This is a genomic window from Georgenia alba (genome assembly GCF_042665525.1).
Taxonomy (GTDB): domain Bacteria; phylum Actinomycetota; class Actinomycetes; order Actinomycetales; family Actinomycetaceae; genus Allobogoriella; species Allobogoriella alba.
The window spans coordinates 1,795,446-1,808,577 of record NZ_JBHTCQ010000001.1 but is presented as its reverse complement, the minus strand read 5'-3'; the positions used below and the strand labels follow the sequence as shown (position 1 = coordinate 1,808,577).

Sequence of the window (13,132 nt, the reverse complement as noted above, 5' to 3'; positions counted from 1 at the left end):
GCGCCGTCCGCATGGGGCGCTCTCGGGCCCGCTTGCGCTCGTGCGCGCCCGCGGGAGCCTGCGCGCGCCGGCCGCCTGCGTGCTCGCGTGCGTGTGCGCTCGTGCTGGGTGGCGTCGGGTGTCGCGCGGGTGCTGGGCCGGCAGTAGTAGTCGGTCTGCTGGGTCAGGGGTGGTCCGGCCTGTCAGGGGGTAGCGCGCCCCTTGTCATGTGGGCCGGCCGGTGGCGTGGCTCGTGGTTGCTCGCGTGCCCGGGCCGTGACGGTCACCGAGCGTGGTGGCGGTGGCGGTGATTGTGCGCAGGATCTGGGCGTTGCTGGCGTCATGCCCGTCTGTCCACAGGGTGGTGGTGGCCTGGGGCGGATGTCAGTGGTCGCACATATGTTTGAGTCATGGATCGGACGACGGCGGTGGTGGTGGTCGCGGACAGCGGGTACTGCTGCGCGGTCGAGTCCGCCGGCGGGGTGTGTGTGCATGCTCGGGCGCTGGTGGCGGAGTTGGACCGGGAGGTCTGCGAGGCGGAGATCCGGTGCCTGCTCGACTCCGACGCCGAGGGCCTGTTCGGCGGGGACGCGGGGGGCCTGTCCGGCGAGGACGCCGAGACCACGCAGGACGCCGACACCGGGCGCGTCTCGTCCGCCGAGGCGGCCGCGCCGGACGGGGCCGGCTTCGACGTCGATGGTGATGTCGATGGTGATGCGGTGCGGTTGGGGTTGACGGTGACGGAGCTGTCGGTGATGGAGCCGGGTCCGGAGCTCGCAGCGGTGCTGGCTGGTGTCGATGTCGCCGGGTTGAGTCGGGCGGGGCAGGTGGAGGTGTTGGCGGCGGCGAAGCGGTTGGAGGCCTGGGCTGCGGGCAAGGCCGCCGCCACCGCCGGAGCACTGTCGCGAGGCTCGCAGCTGTTCACCCACCCGGAACAGGTCGCCCGGGTCGCCGGCCGGGTCGTGAATCCGACGGTGGAGGAGGTCGCGATGCGGCTGGCGGTCTCCCGTACCGAGGCGGGCATGTTGGTGCGGGTGGGTCGGGGACTGGCCGGGTCGTTCACCGACACCGCCGACGCCCTCGACAGTGGGCTGGTGGATTTTCGGAAGGCGGCCGCGATCGTGACCGGCCTGGATGGTTCACCGACCGAGGTCGCCTGGATGGTCGAGCAGGACGTGCTGCCCCAGGCTCCTGGGTTGCCGGCCGCGGAGATCACCCGGCGGGTGGCGGACCGGGTCGTGCAGGTGGATCCGGTGGAGGCCGCGGCCCGCCACGCCCGGGCCCGGGCCGGCCGGCACGTGACCCACACCAGGGTGCTGCCGGACGGCATGGGCTCGGTGACCGCGGTGCTCCCGGCCGAGGACTGCGTCCTGGTCGACCAGACCCTGACCACAGTGGCCGCCGCGGCCCGTAACGGCGGGGATGGCCGGAGTGTGGATCAGTTGCGGGCGGACGCGCTGGTCGCGTTGACCCGCGCGGGGATCCTCACCGGGGCCACCGGCCCGCACACCGACCCGGGCACCATCCCCACCCTCCGAGACACCAGCCAGGTGCTGTCCGTGCAGGGTGTGCTGCCGGGCCTGGACACCCGCCCCGAAGCAGATCATCCCGACTCCACGGACGACGCAAAGACTCCGAGCACCGCGCCCGGTCCCGGCGCGGCCCGCGAGCCGAACGGCGCGGACGCGGGCTCGGCGGAGAGTTCCGGCGCGAAGGACGGGCTGCGCAGTGTCGATGTCGACACCGGGGGCGTGGGTCGGTGGGGTCGGCGGAAGCGGCAGACCATCCAGGCCCGTTTCCCGGACCTGCCCAAGGGGCGGGTGCCGGAGGTCGCGGTGATCTCCCCGCTGCTGGCCGCACTGCTGCGCCACGAGAGGGTCGAGGACCTGCCAGTGGCCCGCCCGCGCATCAACGTCACCGTCCCCATCGACCTGCTTGCCCACGCCGCCCTGAACGACGAGACCCTGCCCGACGGCCAAGGCAGCAGTCTGCCCACACGCACGGGGACACCCCCGCCCGGCGGTCAGGGGACGACTCTGCCCGGCGAGGAGGGGACCACTCTGCCCGCCGAGACCGACACGACCGCCGCTGCTGCCGGTGGCTCGGATGCGGGTCTGCCGTTCGAGGATGCTGCCGGCCCGGTCGGGACCCTGGGCGGGTACGGCGCGCTCAACCCCGCCCAGACCCTGGCGCTGGCCGCGGCGGCGGGTGGGACGTGGCGGCGGCTGCTGACCGACCCGGCCACCGGCACAATCCTGGACGTGGGCCGGACCCGCTACCGGCCCCCCGCCGGACTCGCCGAGCATGTGCGGCTGCGGGACCGGACCTGCCACCGGCCCGGCTGCACCACCGACGCCGAGCACTGCGAGCTGGACCACACCATCGCCCGCACCGCCCACGGCCCCACCGCCGCCGGCAACCTCGGACCCCTGTGCGGACGAGACCACGCATTGAAGACCGTCGGCGCCATGCACGTCACCCAACCCACCCCCGGCCTCTTCGAATGGGTCACACCCTCCGGACACACCTACCAACGCGACCCAGCCGGCACCATCACCCTCCTACACATCGGCCCACCCACACCGGCCACCGACGCCAAGCGCGACGGCGACCGACGGGACACCGGGCACGACGCCAAGGACCGCAGACGCGAGCGCGCCGAACTCGGCACCACGGCCGACGAGACCTACAGCGACCCACCCTTCTGACGGCGCGGGCTTCACGGGCCGGGCCCTTCACGGCGCCGGGATCATGCGGGGGCTCGTGCAACCTCAGCTGCTGGTCCGGAACGAAAGTCCCTTCTCGGCAAGCGCCTCGGCCAGGATGCGAATGGCCTTCGGGCCGACCCCGTGGATGGCCAGCAGCTCCTGCTCGGTGTGCTTGCTGACCTTCACCAACGAGTCGACGCCCGCGGACTGCAGCTCCCGAGGTGCGGTCTTGCCCAGCTCGTTCGGCAGGTCACCTACTGGCCGCACGTCCGGTGTAGCCATGTCGTTCCTTCCCACTGAGATCCCTGTCAGAGCTACCGGCCAGCGAGGTCGATCACGCTGCTGTTGGCGCCGCAGCCTCAACCACCGAGCGCGGTCGCTCCGGGGCGCGTCCACTGCGGCGTCGGGCGGCTCCCGGTCCGGCCGCGGCTGAAGCCGACCGGGTTGAGGTTCTCGTCCGTGCGCCAGTGCGAGAAGGTCGGCCGCTGGGGCCAACCCTCGGGCGAGTCCTCCCACTCCTCCTGCCGCCCGTAGACGGTCGAGTCCAGCAGGTTGCTGAAGGCACCGAACCGCTCGGTGCCACGGCCGGTGGTCTCGTACGTGAGGTACACGTGCTCACCGCGCCGCAAGTAGAACGCGTACCCGCCCCAGGTGCCCCCGAGCAGCAGCCCGAGCGTGGACTCCTCGAGACGCTCCGCCGAGTACCACGGGATCGTGTAGCCCATGAAGTCCCGGAACGGCGCCACCTCGCTCCACGGCCCGTCCGCCAGCACCGCGAACGTCACGTCCTCGGCGTGCAGGTACGAGGCGTCCTGGATGTTCCACGCGTCGTACGTGCACCCCTCACACTGGTGCTCGAACGGCTTGCCGGTGTGGAACATGTGCTTCTTGAGGATCAGCTGGCTGCGGTCGTCGAACGCCTCCAGCAGCGTCCGCTCCGCACCGTCCCCCACCAGGACCGCACCGGCGTCCACCTCGTACATCGGCAGCCGCCGCCGCGCCGCCGCGATCGCGTCCCCCTCCCGGGTGTGGGCCTTCTCCCGAACGAGCAGCGCCGCACGCTCCCGCTGCCACGCCTTCCGGTCCACGACCGGCGGGGCAGACGCGGCCTGATTCTCCGTGGTGACCGTCATGTCACCGTTCTCCTTCCTTCCGAGCCCTCCTGCCGGCGCTCCGTCACTCAAGCCCGGGCCAGTCGGGCGCCCGGTGCGTCCCGCCGACCGGCGTCGCTCCGGGCCGGGTCCACTGCGGAGTCGGACGGCCGTGACCTCGCGCGCCGATCGCGTTCCCGTGCTCGTCCGTGCGCCAGTGCGTGAACGTCGGCCGCTGGGGCCAACCCTCGGGCGAGTCCTCCCACTCCTCCTGCCGCCCGTACACGGTCGAGTCCAGCAGGTTGAGCGCCGGCATGAAGCGGTCGTTGCCGCGCGCCGTGGTCTCGTAGGTGAGGTACACGCTCTCGCCCCGGCGCAGGTAGAACGCGAAGCCGCCCCAGGTGCCGCCGAACAGGTGCTCGAGGCCGTCCCGGTCCAGGCGCTCGCTCGAGTACCAGGGCACCTGGTACCCCATGAAGTCCCGGAACGGCGCCACCTCGCTCCACGGCCCGTCCGCCACGACCGCGAACGTCACGTCCTCGGCATGCAGGTAGGACGCGTCGTGGATGTTCCAGATGTTGTAGGTGCAGCCCATGCACTGGTGCTCGAGGGGCTTGCCGGTGTGGAACATGTGCTTCTTGAGGATCAGCTGGCTGCGGTCGTCGAACACCTCCTCCAGCGTCCGCTCCCCACCGTCCCCCACCAGCACCGCACCGGCATCCACCTCGTACATCGGCAGCCGCCGCCGCGCCGCCGCGATCGCGTCCCCCTCTCGCGTGTGGGCCTTCTCCCGCACCAGCAGCGCCTCACGTTCCCGCTGCCAGACCTCCGGATCCACCACGGGCGGTGCGGCGACGTTCTCGGTGATGGTCATGGCCATGCCCCTTCCTCGGGTCCTGCCTCGTGCTGCTCAGAATGTCCAGCGGGTCGCGCCGCCGGGCTCCACGGTCTGCACGGCGACCGCGGACGTCGCATCGATGCGGTAGACGTGCCACGGTGGCCTGCCCGCCGACTGGGCGCTGAACGGTGCGGTCAGCGCGGTGCCGGACTCGTCCACCTCGCACGGCCAACCCTCCGCGGCCCAGAGCCTTGCGAGCTCGGCGACGACCACCCGGTCGGTCACGAGCTCGGCACGGCCGTTCACGGCCAGGTCGAACTCCCGGACCGAGAGGGTGAGGCTGCATCGGGGGTCACGGGCGATGTTGCGACCCTTCCGGGTCCTCCGCCCGGTCTCGAACCAGAAGGCGTCGCGATGCCACAGCACACCGAGGGCGGTCGAGTGCGGGCTGCCGTCCGCGTCGAGGGTCGTGAGCCAGGTGCTGTGCCGCCCGGGACCGGGCCCAGCATCGTCCGCGTCCGGCACCTGCGAGAACCCGGCGTCGAGGCGTTCACGCACCTGAGCCCAGGACATCGTCGGCACGTCGTACAGCTCAGCCAGATTGGTCGCCGTCATGGTCTCTCCCGGGCTTCCTTGTCACGGTCCCGCACCTGCACTATGTATAACATAGTGCTGCATCAACCGGAAGACCCGGTCGACTCGAACAGCTGGGGAGGGAACCACACCGTGCCAATCAGGCGGACCTACGCGGAGCACGGCGACGCGTGCCGTGCGGCGAACGCGCTCGACCTCGTGGGCGAGAAGTGGACGCTGGTCATCGTGCGCGAGCTCATCCTCGGGCCGCGCCGTTTCGCCGAGCTGCAGACCGCGGTCCGCGGGATCACGCCCGCGGTCCTGACCGAGCGGCTGCGTTCTCTCCAGGAGGCCGGGATCGTCAAACAGGTCCGGCCCGACGGCGCCGGCGGCCAGGCCTACGTCGCCACCGCGTGGGGCCGCGGGCTCGAGAACGTGCTCCGGGCACTCGGCCGGTGGTACTCCGCCGGACCGGACCCCGTCACCACGGGCGAGATGACGCCGGACGCGATGATCCTTGCCATGCGCACGATGGCCCCGGCCTCCCCGGGCATGGTTCCCGCCGTCGCGCTGTGGCTCAACGACGCCCGCCGCCCGGACGCACCGGTGCGCGGCTACGCCGCCCGCGCCACCGACGACGGCGCCCTCGAGGTCGCCGCGGGCGAGGTCACCGACCCGGCCGCCACGGTGACCGCGACCGCGACGGCGTGGAGCTCCGTGCTCCTCGGCGGCGTCCCGCTCGACGACGCCGAACGGGACGGGAGGGTGCACGTCGAGGGTGACCGCTCCGCCGTCGTGCGGCTGGTGGAGCTCTTCGCGACGCCGGTGTCGGCTGTCTCGTAGCGCCGAGCGGCGGTCAGGGGGCGAGGTGCCGGGCCAGCACCTCGACGAGAGCGGCCACATCTTCCTCGGTCGTGTCGAAGGAGGCGACCGCACGAAGCGTCGTGGCGTCCCACGCGAGCACCGGGGCCTCGGCGAGGATCTGGGGCACGGCCTCGGCCGGTGCCGGGACGAAGACCGCGTTGGCCTCGACCGGGTGGCGGGGCGTGACACCGAGCTCCGCCAGCCGGCCGGCCAGCAGGGCGGCGGCGGCGTTCGCCCGCTCGGCGTTCTCGCGCCACAGCTCGTCCGTCAGGAGGGCGAGGATCTGGGCGGAGACGAACCGCATCTTCGAGGCCAGCTGCGTGGAGGCCTTCCGCAGCCGGTCCACCGGCTCCGCCAGCGCCGGGTCCAGGGTGATGACGGCGTCCCCGAGCAGCAACCCGTTCTTGGTGCCGCCGAACGACAGCACGTCCGCATCACCGGCAGCCTCGCGCAGTCCCGTGCCGAGCCGCACGGCCGCGTTGGCCAGGCGCGCGCCGTCGACGTGGATGCGCGCACCGCGGGACCGCGCGAACCCGGTGAGCGCCGCCAGCTCCTCGAGCGTGTAGGTCGTGCCCAGCTCCGTCGCCTGCGCGACCGTGATCGCCGACGGCCGGGCGTGGTGGACCGTGCCGTCGTAGGCGTCGAACGCCGGCGCAAGCGTCTCCGGGGTGGCCTTGCCGTCCTGGTGCGGCACCGTCACGATCCGGGTGCCGCCCACCAGCTGTGGCGCCGTCGACTCGTCGTTGACCATGTGGGACTCCGTGGTCGCGAGGACCGAGTCCCACCGCGCGAGCAGCGCCTGGACCGCCACCACGTTCGCTCCGGTGCCGTTGAACACCGGGAGCACGGCGGCGTCGGGACCGAAGAGGTCGCGGACGCGCTCACCCAGCTCGGCGCTCCACCGGTCCGCCCCGTAGGAGGGGGCGTGGCCGTCGTTCGCCTCCGCGATCGCCGCCAGGGCGCGCGGGTGGACTCCGGATGCGTTGTCGGACAGGAAGCCGCTCACCATGACGCCCATTCTCCGCGCCCGGCACCACCAGTCGGATCACCGTCCCGGACCGTGGGCGGTCCTCAGGTCCCGTTCGTGAAGCTGCAGGTCGGGCTGCCGATCAGCACCGGCACGTTGACGTTGACGGTGGACGCGTTGGGTGAGGTCCATGTCTGCCCGCCCGCCGGGGTCAGCTGGCTCCGCACCGTGACCGAGTAGCTCTGCCCGAGGAGGCTGCCGAGCAGGCCGTCGAGCAGGCCGTTGGTGAAGCTCGTCGTGTACACGCCGGCGCTGTCCGGCCCGGTCGTCTGCACGTTCGGCGCAGCCGTGCCACCGACCGCCCAGGCCGAGTTCTGCGCCGTGAAGGAGCCGTACGGCTGCCCCGTCGCAGGCCAGCGCCACCGCACCTGCAGGACCACCTGGGTCGGGTTCAGCAGCGCGGGTCGCGCGCACGTCCCGACGCTCTGCACCTGGGGCGGGACCAGCCGCAGCGAGGTGAACGCGGACGCCGCATGCTCCGGTTCGCTCCAGGCCGCCTCGGTCTGCTGCGGCGCCGGGAAGACCCCGGCCGCCAGCGCGCCGGTCACGACGGCGATCGCCGCGCACCGCCGCAGCAGCCGCGAGCGCCGACGGCGCACCGCCCTCCTCACGCCGCGCACCGACCTCCTCACGGCGTCTCCCGCGGCCCGCGACGCGCCAGGCGTGCGGCGAGGAGTCCGCACACCACGGCTCCGACGGCGAGCAGCGCCGGCAGCGCCAGGGAGGCCCCCGTGGTGGGCAGCGCGCCCGGACCACCGCCCGGACCGGACTCGCCCCCGGCGCCCGGAGCCGGCTCGCCCCCGGGATAGGTCGGCACGCCGTCGCCGTCCTCGTCGCCCGGTGGGGTGACCGAGACCGATCCCGAGGACCCGTCGGCCCGTACCCGCACGTCCGTCGTCGCGCCCGGGTCCGGCGAGGCGCCGGCCGGCAGCGTCACGGCCAACCGGATCCACCGGCCCTCCTCGCTGGAGAACTCCTCCAGGGGCAGGTCCGCGCCGTCGAGCGGGATCGCGGCGCCCGCCGCGAGCCGGGTCTCGGTGCCCGGGCAGGTCCCGTCGCGCCACGGCCCGTCGCAGGAGCGGGCGTCGACCTCCAGCCGGAGTGTGCCGGCCCCGGTCAGCACGACCGCCACGCGGCCCGGGTCGGGCGCGTCGACCGCGACGTCGACGTCCCACCGCACGGTCTCCCCCGGCCGCATGTCGCGCATGCGCGCCGGGTCGTTCGTCGAGGTGAGCGTGAGGTGCGTCCCGCGCACCACCTCGGTGACCGGCGCGGCGTGCGCGGGCGGCGCCGGGCCGAGCACGGTCACGCCCACCAGGACGGTGGCGCCCGCCGCGGCCAGGTGCCTGGGACGGCGGGACGAGGGCGACCCGGTGCCCCGGCGCGGCCAGAACGCCCAGCCCACGAGCAGCGCCGCGCCCATCGTGATGCCGCCGAGCACGTACGGGTTGGAGAACCAGACGATCACGTGGGCGAGCCCCGGGGCAGAGGCCAGCACCACCCGCACCGTCGTGACGGTGTACGGGAACGGGTCGTCCGTGGCGTTGGCGTCGCCGCGCATCGTGATGACGCGTCCCGCGGCATTCTCCCCCGCCTCGACGGACGTCACCCGGTGCGTCACCGGTAGGGCCCCGGGCCGGTCCACCGTGACGATGTCGCCCACCTCGACCTCGCTCGCCGCGACCTCGCGCACCACCGCGACCGATCCGGCCGGGATCGTGGGCGCCATCGAGCCGGTCTTGAACATCATCAGCGTGATGTCGAACGCGACCGCGAGGACCACGAGCACGATGCAGAGGACCCCGCCGAGCGCTGCGACCGTGAGCAGGGCGTCGCCGACCACGGCGCCGAGGCGGCGCCGTGGTCGGTGCGCGGTCGTCGTGGTCATGTCCTCAGCTCGTCGCGGTGGTGCCGACCAGCTCCCACGTGGCGTTCAGGGACAGGCCCTGCGCCGCGTTCGGGGCCGTGGTCGGCAGCGTGACGGCGAAGCAGTAGTTCACCTGGTTCGCGCCGTTCGCCTGCACCGCCTGGGCTGCGGTCGCACCCGTGGTCAGCGCGGAGCCGTTGGCCACCACCGGCGTCCCGCCGCCGAACGTCGTCGCGTCGCAGGTCGTCCCCGCCACGGTGCGCACGCCGTACTGCAGGTACTGGCCGAGGCCCGCCCCGTTCGCACCCGGCGCGGTCAGCTGCACGCTCCCGGCCACGCTCGGGTCGGCGGTCCGCACGCTGAACAGTGCGTACGTCGTCGTCCCCGGCGCCATCGCGGTCGGCGGCGCCTGGAAGCTCAGGGTTGCCGCCTGCCCAGCGGTGGGATGCTCGCTGAAGGTCACGCCGTCGGTGGCACCCACGATGCTGAACGTTCCCGCGGTGAACTGCCCGGACGTGTGCTCCGAGTCGTTCCACGCGGCGAGCGTGACCGTGGCGCCGACGCCCAGCACGAGCGCGGCGGCGAGCACGGCACGCAGCCGTGCGAAGCGGAGCCGGGACGACGGCGCTCGGTAGCGCCCCGCCACGGTTACGCCTCGTCGACGGAGGTTGCGTCGAACTGCCAGGTCGCGGTCGCGGTGCCGCCCTGGACGAGGTCGGCCCCGGCGGTGACCACGAAGCACAGCTGGACCGGGGCGCCGGCGGCGCCGTCACCGATCGGGAGCGCCACCTCAGAACCCGCCGTGAAGTCGGTCAGCGTGGCACCGGAGGCGACCGTCTCACCGGTGGCCGTCTCGTCGCAGGTGGCGGCGGCGTCGATCGCGAGCACCTCGTAGGAGAGGTTGGCCGCGTTGTCGCCGTCGGCGGTCACGGCGGAGCCGACCATCGTCGCCGGGCTGGTGGTGCCGGCGTCGAGACGGACCCAGAACGGCGCGTAGACGACGTCGTCGGGCGAGAGGTTCGCGGCGACGTCGGCCAGGACGAACTCCAGGTCCGCCGCGCCGTCGGCACTCGCGTGGTCGGCGTAGCCGTCCGCAGCGCTCGTCGTCGAGCCCTCGAGGTTGAACGAGCCGGCGGCGAAGGTGCCCGCGGCGAACTCGGAGTCGTTCCACGCGGCGAGCGTGACGGCGGCGCCGACGCCGAGAACGAGGCCTCCGGCGAGCAGGGCGCGAACCTTGCGACGACGCGTGTCGTCGATGGGCAGGGTTGAGCTGGACATCATTGACCCCCCGGTCTGCTGAGTGGATGTGAGACCGGAACCCCCCGGACCTCCGGGAAGACGGTAGGTGGGGACGGGTCGCCCGCACGAGATGCGGACGGCGTTCGTTACCAAACTGTGGCCGAAGGACGCAACTGCGTCCCACGACGTGACGTCAGCCCCGCGCCGCCCGGTACATCTCGCGGGCCTGCTCGAAGCCGATGACCCAGCCGGTCTGGCGGATCGAACGGTAGAACGGGGTCGTGAGCATCTGGCCGTCAGGCCCGTAGACCTCGGGGAACCCGCCGTTGGCGACCATGCTCGCGCCGTACGCCTCCAGGTGCCGACCGGCCTCCTCCAGGTAGTGCCCCTCCCCCGTGGCGTGGTGCAGGAGCACGAGGGTCTTGACGTACTCCATGCCCCAGAAGCTCCAGATGGCGTCCCCGCCGTAGGACGCCACGGCCAGGCGCACCACCGGGACCTGCCGGTGCGCCCGCTGCTCCGCCTGGTACTTCACCGGCAGCGGGTCGGCGATCCCGTGGGTGCGCACGTAGTCGACGCACCGGGTGAAGTAGTGCCGTTCCGCAGGGTCGGACGGGTCGAGGAACCCGGTCGCGAGGACGATGAGCCAGTCCGAGGAGTAGTAGCGTCCGGCGACCGCCTCGGCGGAGAGGTCCTCCAGGAAGTGCCCCTCGTCCTCGAGCCAGAACCGCTCGAGGATGGTGGCCTTCATGACGTCCAGGAACTCCGGGTCGTCCTCGGCGAGGCCGAGCCGCATCGCCAGCTGGGCGCTCTTCCAGAGCACGACGTTGTCGTAGAACGCGGAGCGGCGTTCGGTGATGTCCTTCGCGCCGGAGACCCGCAGGTCGGTGCGCACGAGGAGGGTCTCGTCGTCGAGCAGCCGGGCGCGGTAGGTGCGGAAGTGGCGGGCGAGCGCGTCGCCGTAGCGCTCGAGGAGCGCCGTCGCGGCCTCCCGCGTCTCGAGCTCGTGCACGTCCTGCGCGTACGGTGCCGCGCGGCCCGGCTCGACCCCGGCGAGGGAGGCCAGCGCGTACAGCATCCCGAAGAGGGTGTCCGAGGGGTAGTGGTAGAAGTTCACGCACGTGGCGGCCCGGCGGCCGGTCGCGACGATCGTGGTGCTCAGCTCGTCGGTCTTGTCGAAGACGCCGAGGGCGTAGGCGAGCGTCTGGAGGTACACCGCCTGCCGGTCGCGCCAGTCCTGTGCGTTGCCCGGTATCGACCGGTCCAGCATCGGGTAGTAGAAGACGCCGAGGTTGCGCACGAACAGCGCGGTGAAGTGGTCGCCGGAGATGAGGAGCAGGCGCTGGGGGTCGAACCGCAGCGCGTGGATGTCGTCGATGACGCCGTCCACCGTCTCCGCGTGCGAGCGGGGCGAGGCCCAGTAGCGCGTGGCGAGCACGTTCAGCCCGGTGGCGTAGACCGACAGCGCCTTCCAGAACGGCCCGGTGCGGATCACCAGCCGGTCGTTCTCGTCGACGGTGCGCAGCACCTCGCCGCGGAACCTCGCCCGATAGGTCTGCTCGACGATCGTGAACCGCGAGAACGGGTTGGTCACGTAGGTGAACACGAGCGAGCCGAGGGCGGCCACCGCGGGTGCGATGACGGCTGCCCGCGATCGCAGGGCACGGAACACGGTCACTGCCCTCCGTCAGGGCGAGGGGACGACGGTCGGTTGCCGAGCGTACCCTCCGGCCCGCAACGCCGTGCCGTCCGCATCCTGGGCGACGGCTGGGCGCCGCGGGCCGGCGCTGCCGGGCGCCGTAGGCTGCCGGCGTGAGCGTCGATCCCCCGTACCGCGCCGACGTCGTCGGCAGCTTCCTGCGTACCCCCGCCATCAAGAAGGCCCGGACCGACCACGAGGCCGGTCGCCTCGACGACGAGGGCCTCCGCCGCGTCGAGGACGCCGAGATCGCGGCCCTGATTGCCAAGCAGCGCGCCGCCGGCCTGCAGCTGGCCACCGACGGCGAGTTCCGCCGCTCCTGGTGGCACTTCGACTTCTTCGGGATGCTCGACGGCGTCGACATCGTCACGCTCGACCACGGCATCCAGTTCGCCGGCGTGGAGACCCAGCCCCGCGGCGTCCAGGTCTCCGGGAGGATCGGCTTCCCCGGTGACCACCCGATGCTCGAGCACTTCCGCTTCGTGCGGGACCGCACCACGGTCACGCCGAAGATCTCCATCCCGGCGCCGACCGTGCTGCACTTCCGCCTCGAGCAGGACGCGGTGGTCACCGGCGAGTACGGCGAGCGTGACGACATCCTCGAGGACCTCGCCGCGGCCTACCGGGACGCCGTCGCGGCGTTCTACGACGCCGGCTGCCGCTACCTCCAGCTCGACGACACCGCCTGGGCCTATCTGTGCTCGCAGGAGGAGCTGGGCAAGGCCGAGGCCCGCGGCATCCGGACCGAGGACATCGCCGAGCGCTACGCCGGCCTGCTGAGCGCCGCCCTGCGGGACAAGCCTGAGGACCTCACCGTCACCACCCACGTGTGCCGGGGGAACTTCCGCTCCACGTGGATCTCGTCCGGCGGCTACGAGCCGGTGGCCGAGCAGCTGCTCGCCGAGACGCCCTACGACGGGTACTTCCTGGAGTACGACACCGAGCGCGCCGGCGGGTTCGAGCCGCTGCGGCTCCTCCCCGAGGGCGACAAGACCGTGGTGCTGGGGCTCATCACCTCCAAGAGCGGCGACCTGGAGGACCCGGCGGACGTCAAGCGCCGCATCGACGAGGCCAGCGGGTTCGTCGCGCTCGACCAGCTCGCCCTCAGCCCGCAGTGCGGGTTCGCCTCGACCGAGGAGGGCAACGTCCTGACCGAGGAGGCGCAGTGGGCCAAGGTGCGCTCCGTCGTCGAGATCGCGGCGGACGTCTGGCGCTAGGCACGACGGAAGCCCGGACCCACGGGGTCC

The 13,132-nt window shown here is 72.7% G+C and carries 13 protein-coding genes; 3 read left to right on the top strand and 10 right to left on the bottom strand.

Annotation, left to right across the window (positions count from 1 at the left end):
• Nucleotides 1-389 precede the first annotated feature (389 nt).
• Nucleotides 390-2,687 carry an HNH endonuclease signature motif containing protein gene (locus ACFQQL_RS08285; RefSeq protein WP_382393133.1) on the top strand — a complete coding sequence of 766 codons (2,298 nt, stop codon included), beginning with the start codon at nt 390-392 and terminating at the stop codon, nt 2,685-2,687.
• A 63-nt stretch (nt 2,688-2,750) separates the two neighbouring features.
• Here ACFQQL_RS08285 and ACFQQL_RS08280 read toward each other — a convergent pair whose 3' ends face one another.
• The 4 genes from ACFQQL_RS08280 to ACFQQL_RS08265 form a co-directional block, all read right to left on the bottom strand.
• Entirely contained in the window at nt 2,751-2,969 is a 219-nt protein-coding gene (locus ACFQQL_RS08280) for a helix-hairpin-helix domain-containing protein (RefSeq protein WP_382393131.1), read from the bottom strand.
• A 77-nt stretch (nt 2,970-3,046) separates the two neighbouring features.
• Nucleotides 3,047-3,820 (bottom strand): DUF899 family protein, encoded by a 774-nt coding sequence (locus ACFQQL_RS08275; RefSeq protein ID WP_382393129.1) that lies wholly within the window; start codon nt 3,818-3,820, stop codon nt 3,047-3,049.
• A gap of 43 nt (nt 3,821-3,863) precedes the next feature.
• On the bottom strand, nt 3,864-4,658 hold the full coding sequence (locus ACFQQL_RS08270) for a DUF899 family protein (protein WP_382393127.1): 795 nt from the start codon (nt 4,656-4,658) through the stop codon (nt 3,864-3,866).
• Nucleotides 4,659-4,688: 30 nt separating this feature from the next.
• A complete protein-coding gene (locus ACFQQL_RS08265) occupies nt 4,689-5,231 on the bottom strand; it encodes a pyridoxamine 5'-phosphate oxidase family protein (RefSeq protein ID WP_382393125.1) in 543 nt (180 codons plus the stop codon).
• Between the two features lie 111 nt (nt 5,232-5,342).
• On the opposite strand from ACFQQL_RS08265, the gene ACFQQL_RS08260 reads away from it, so the two are divergent.
• Nucleotides 5,343-6,032 (top strand): winged helix-turn-helix transcriptional regulator, encoded by a 690-nt coding sequence (locus tag ACFQQL_RS08260; protein WP_382393123.1) that lies wholly within the window; start codon nt 5,343-5,345, stop codon nt 6,030-6,032.
• 13 nt (nt 6,033-6,045) lie between these two features.
• Here ACFQQL_RS08260 and ACFQQL_RS08255 read toward each other — a convergent pair whose 3' ends face one another.
• The 6 genes from ACFQQL_RS08255 to ACFQQL_RS08230 all read right to left on the bottom strand — a co-directional run bounded on the left by ACFQQL_RS08255 (nt 6,046) and on the right by ACFQQL_RS08230 (nt 11,864).
• Nucleotides 6,046-7,062 (bottom strand): threonine aldolase family protein, encoded by a 1,017-nt coding sequence (locus ACFQQL_RS08255; RefSeq protein ID WP_382393121.1) that lies wholly within the window; start codon nt 7,060-7,062, stop codon nt 6,046-6,048.
• A 62-nt stretch (nt 7,063-7,124) separates the two neighbouring features.
• Nucleotides 7,125-7,679 carry a hypothetical protein gene (locus tag ACFQQL_RS08250; protein WP_382393119.1) on the bottom strand — a complete coding sequence of 185 codons (555 nt, stop codon included), beginning with the start codon at nt 7,677-7,679 and terminating at the stop codon, nt 7,125-7,127.
• 29 nt (nt 7,680-7,708) lie between these two features.
• Nucleotides 7,709-8,968 carry a signal peptidase I gene (locus ACFQQL_RS08245; RefSeq protein WP_382393117.1) on the bottom strand — a complete coding sequence of 420 codons (1,260 nt, stop codon included), beginning with the start codon at nt 8,966-8,968 and terminating at the stop codon, nt 7,709-7,711.
• 4 nt (nt 8,969-8,972) lie between these two features.
• Nucleotides 8,973-9,593: a SipW-dependent-type signal peptide-containing protein gene (locus tag ACFQQL_RS08240; protein WP_382393115.1), complete on the bottom strand. Its 621-nt coding sequence runs from the start codon at nt 9,591-9,593 to the stop codon at nt 8,973-8,975.
• Between the two features lie 2 nt (nt 9,594-9,595).
• Complete coding sequence (locus ACFQQL_RS08235) at nt 9,596-10,225, bottom strand: SipW-dependent-type signal peptide-containing protein (protein ID WP_382393113.1); 630 nt, start codon at nt 10,223-10,225, stop codon at nt 9,596-9,598.
• A gap of 154 nt (nt 10,226-10,379) precedes the next feature.
• Complete coding sequence (locus ACFQQL_RS08230) at nt 10,380-11,864, bottom strand: hypothetical protein (protein ID WP_382393111.1); 1,485 nt, start codon at nt 11,862-11,864, stop codon at nt 10,380-10,382.
• A 134-nt stretch (nt 11,865-11,998) separates the two neighbouring features.
• Between ACFQQL_RS08230 and ACFQQL_RS08225 the strand changes: the two genes are divergently transcribed.
• Nucleotides 11,999-13,102, top strand: coding sequence for a 5-methyltetrahydropteroyltriglutamate--homocysteine S-methyltransferase (locus ACFQQL_RS08225; RefSeq protein WP_382393109.1), 1,104 nt, complete (start codon nt 11,999-12,001; stop codon nt 13,100-13,102).
• The last annotated feature ends 30 nt before the right edge of the window (nt 13,103-13,132 follow it).

Coding starts and splice junctions, on each gene's coding strand:
- ACFQQL_RS08255 (WP_382393121.1), bottom strand. CDS start 7,062: ATGGTGAGCGGCTTCCTGTCCGACAACGCATCCGGAGTCCACCCGCGC.
- ACFQQL_RS08245 (WP_382393117.1), bottom strand. CDS start 8,968: ATGACCACGACGACCGCGCACCGACCACGGCGCCGCCTCGGCGCCGTG.
- ACFQQL_RS08235 (WP_382393113.1), bottom strand. CDS start 10,225: ATGTCCAGCTCAACCCTGCCCATCGACGACACGCGTCGTCGCAAGGTT.
- ACFQQL_RS08265 (WP_382393125.1), bottom strand. CDS start 5,231: ATGACGGCGACCAATCTGGCTGAGCTGTACGACGTGCCGACGATGTCC.
- ACFQQL_RS08285 (WP_382393133.1), top strand. CDS start 390: ATGGATCGGACGACGGCGGTGGTGGTGGTCGCGGACAGCGGGTACTGC.
- ACFQQL_RS08275 (WP_382393129.1), bottom strand. CDS start 3,820: ATGACGGTCACCACGGAGAATCAGGCCGCGTCTGCCCCGCCGGTCGTG.
- ACFQQL_RS08270 (WP_382393127.1), bottom strand. CDS start 4,658: ATGGCCATGACCATCACCGAGAACGTCGCCGCACCGCCCGTGGTGGAT.
- ACFQQL_RS08280 (WP_382393131.1), bottom strand. CDS start 2,969: ATGGCTACACCGGACGTGCGGCCAGTAGGTGACCTGCCGAACGAGCTG.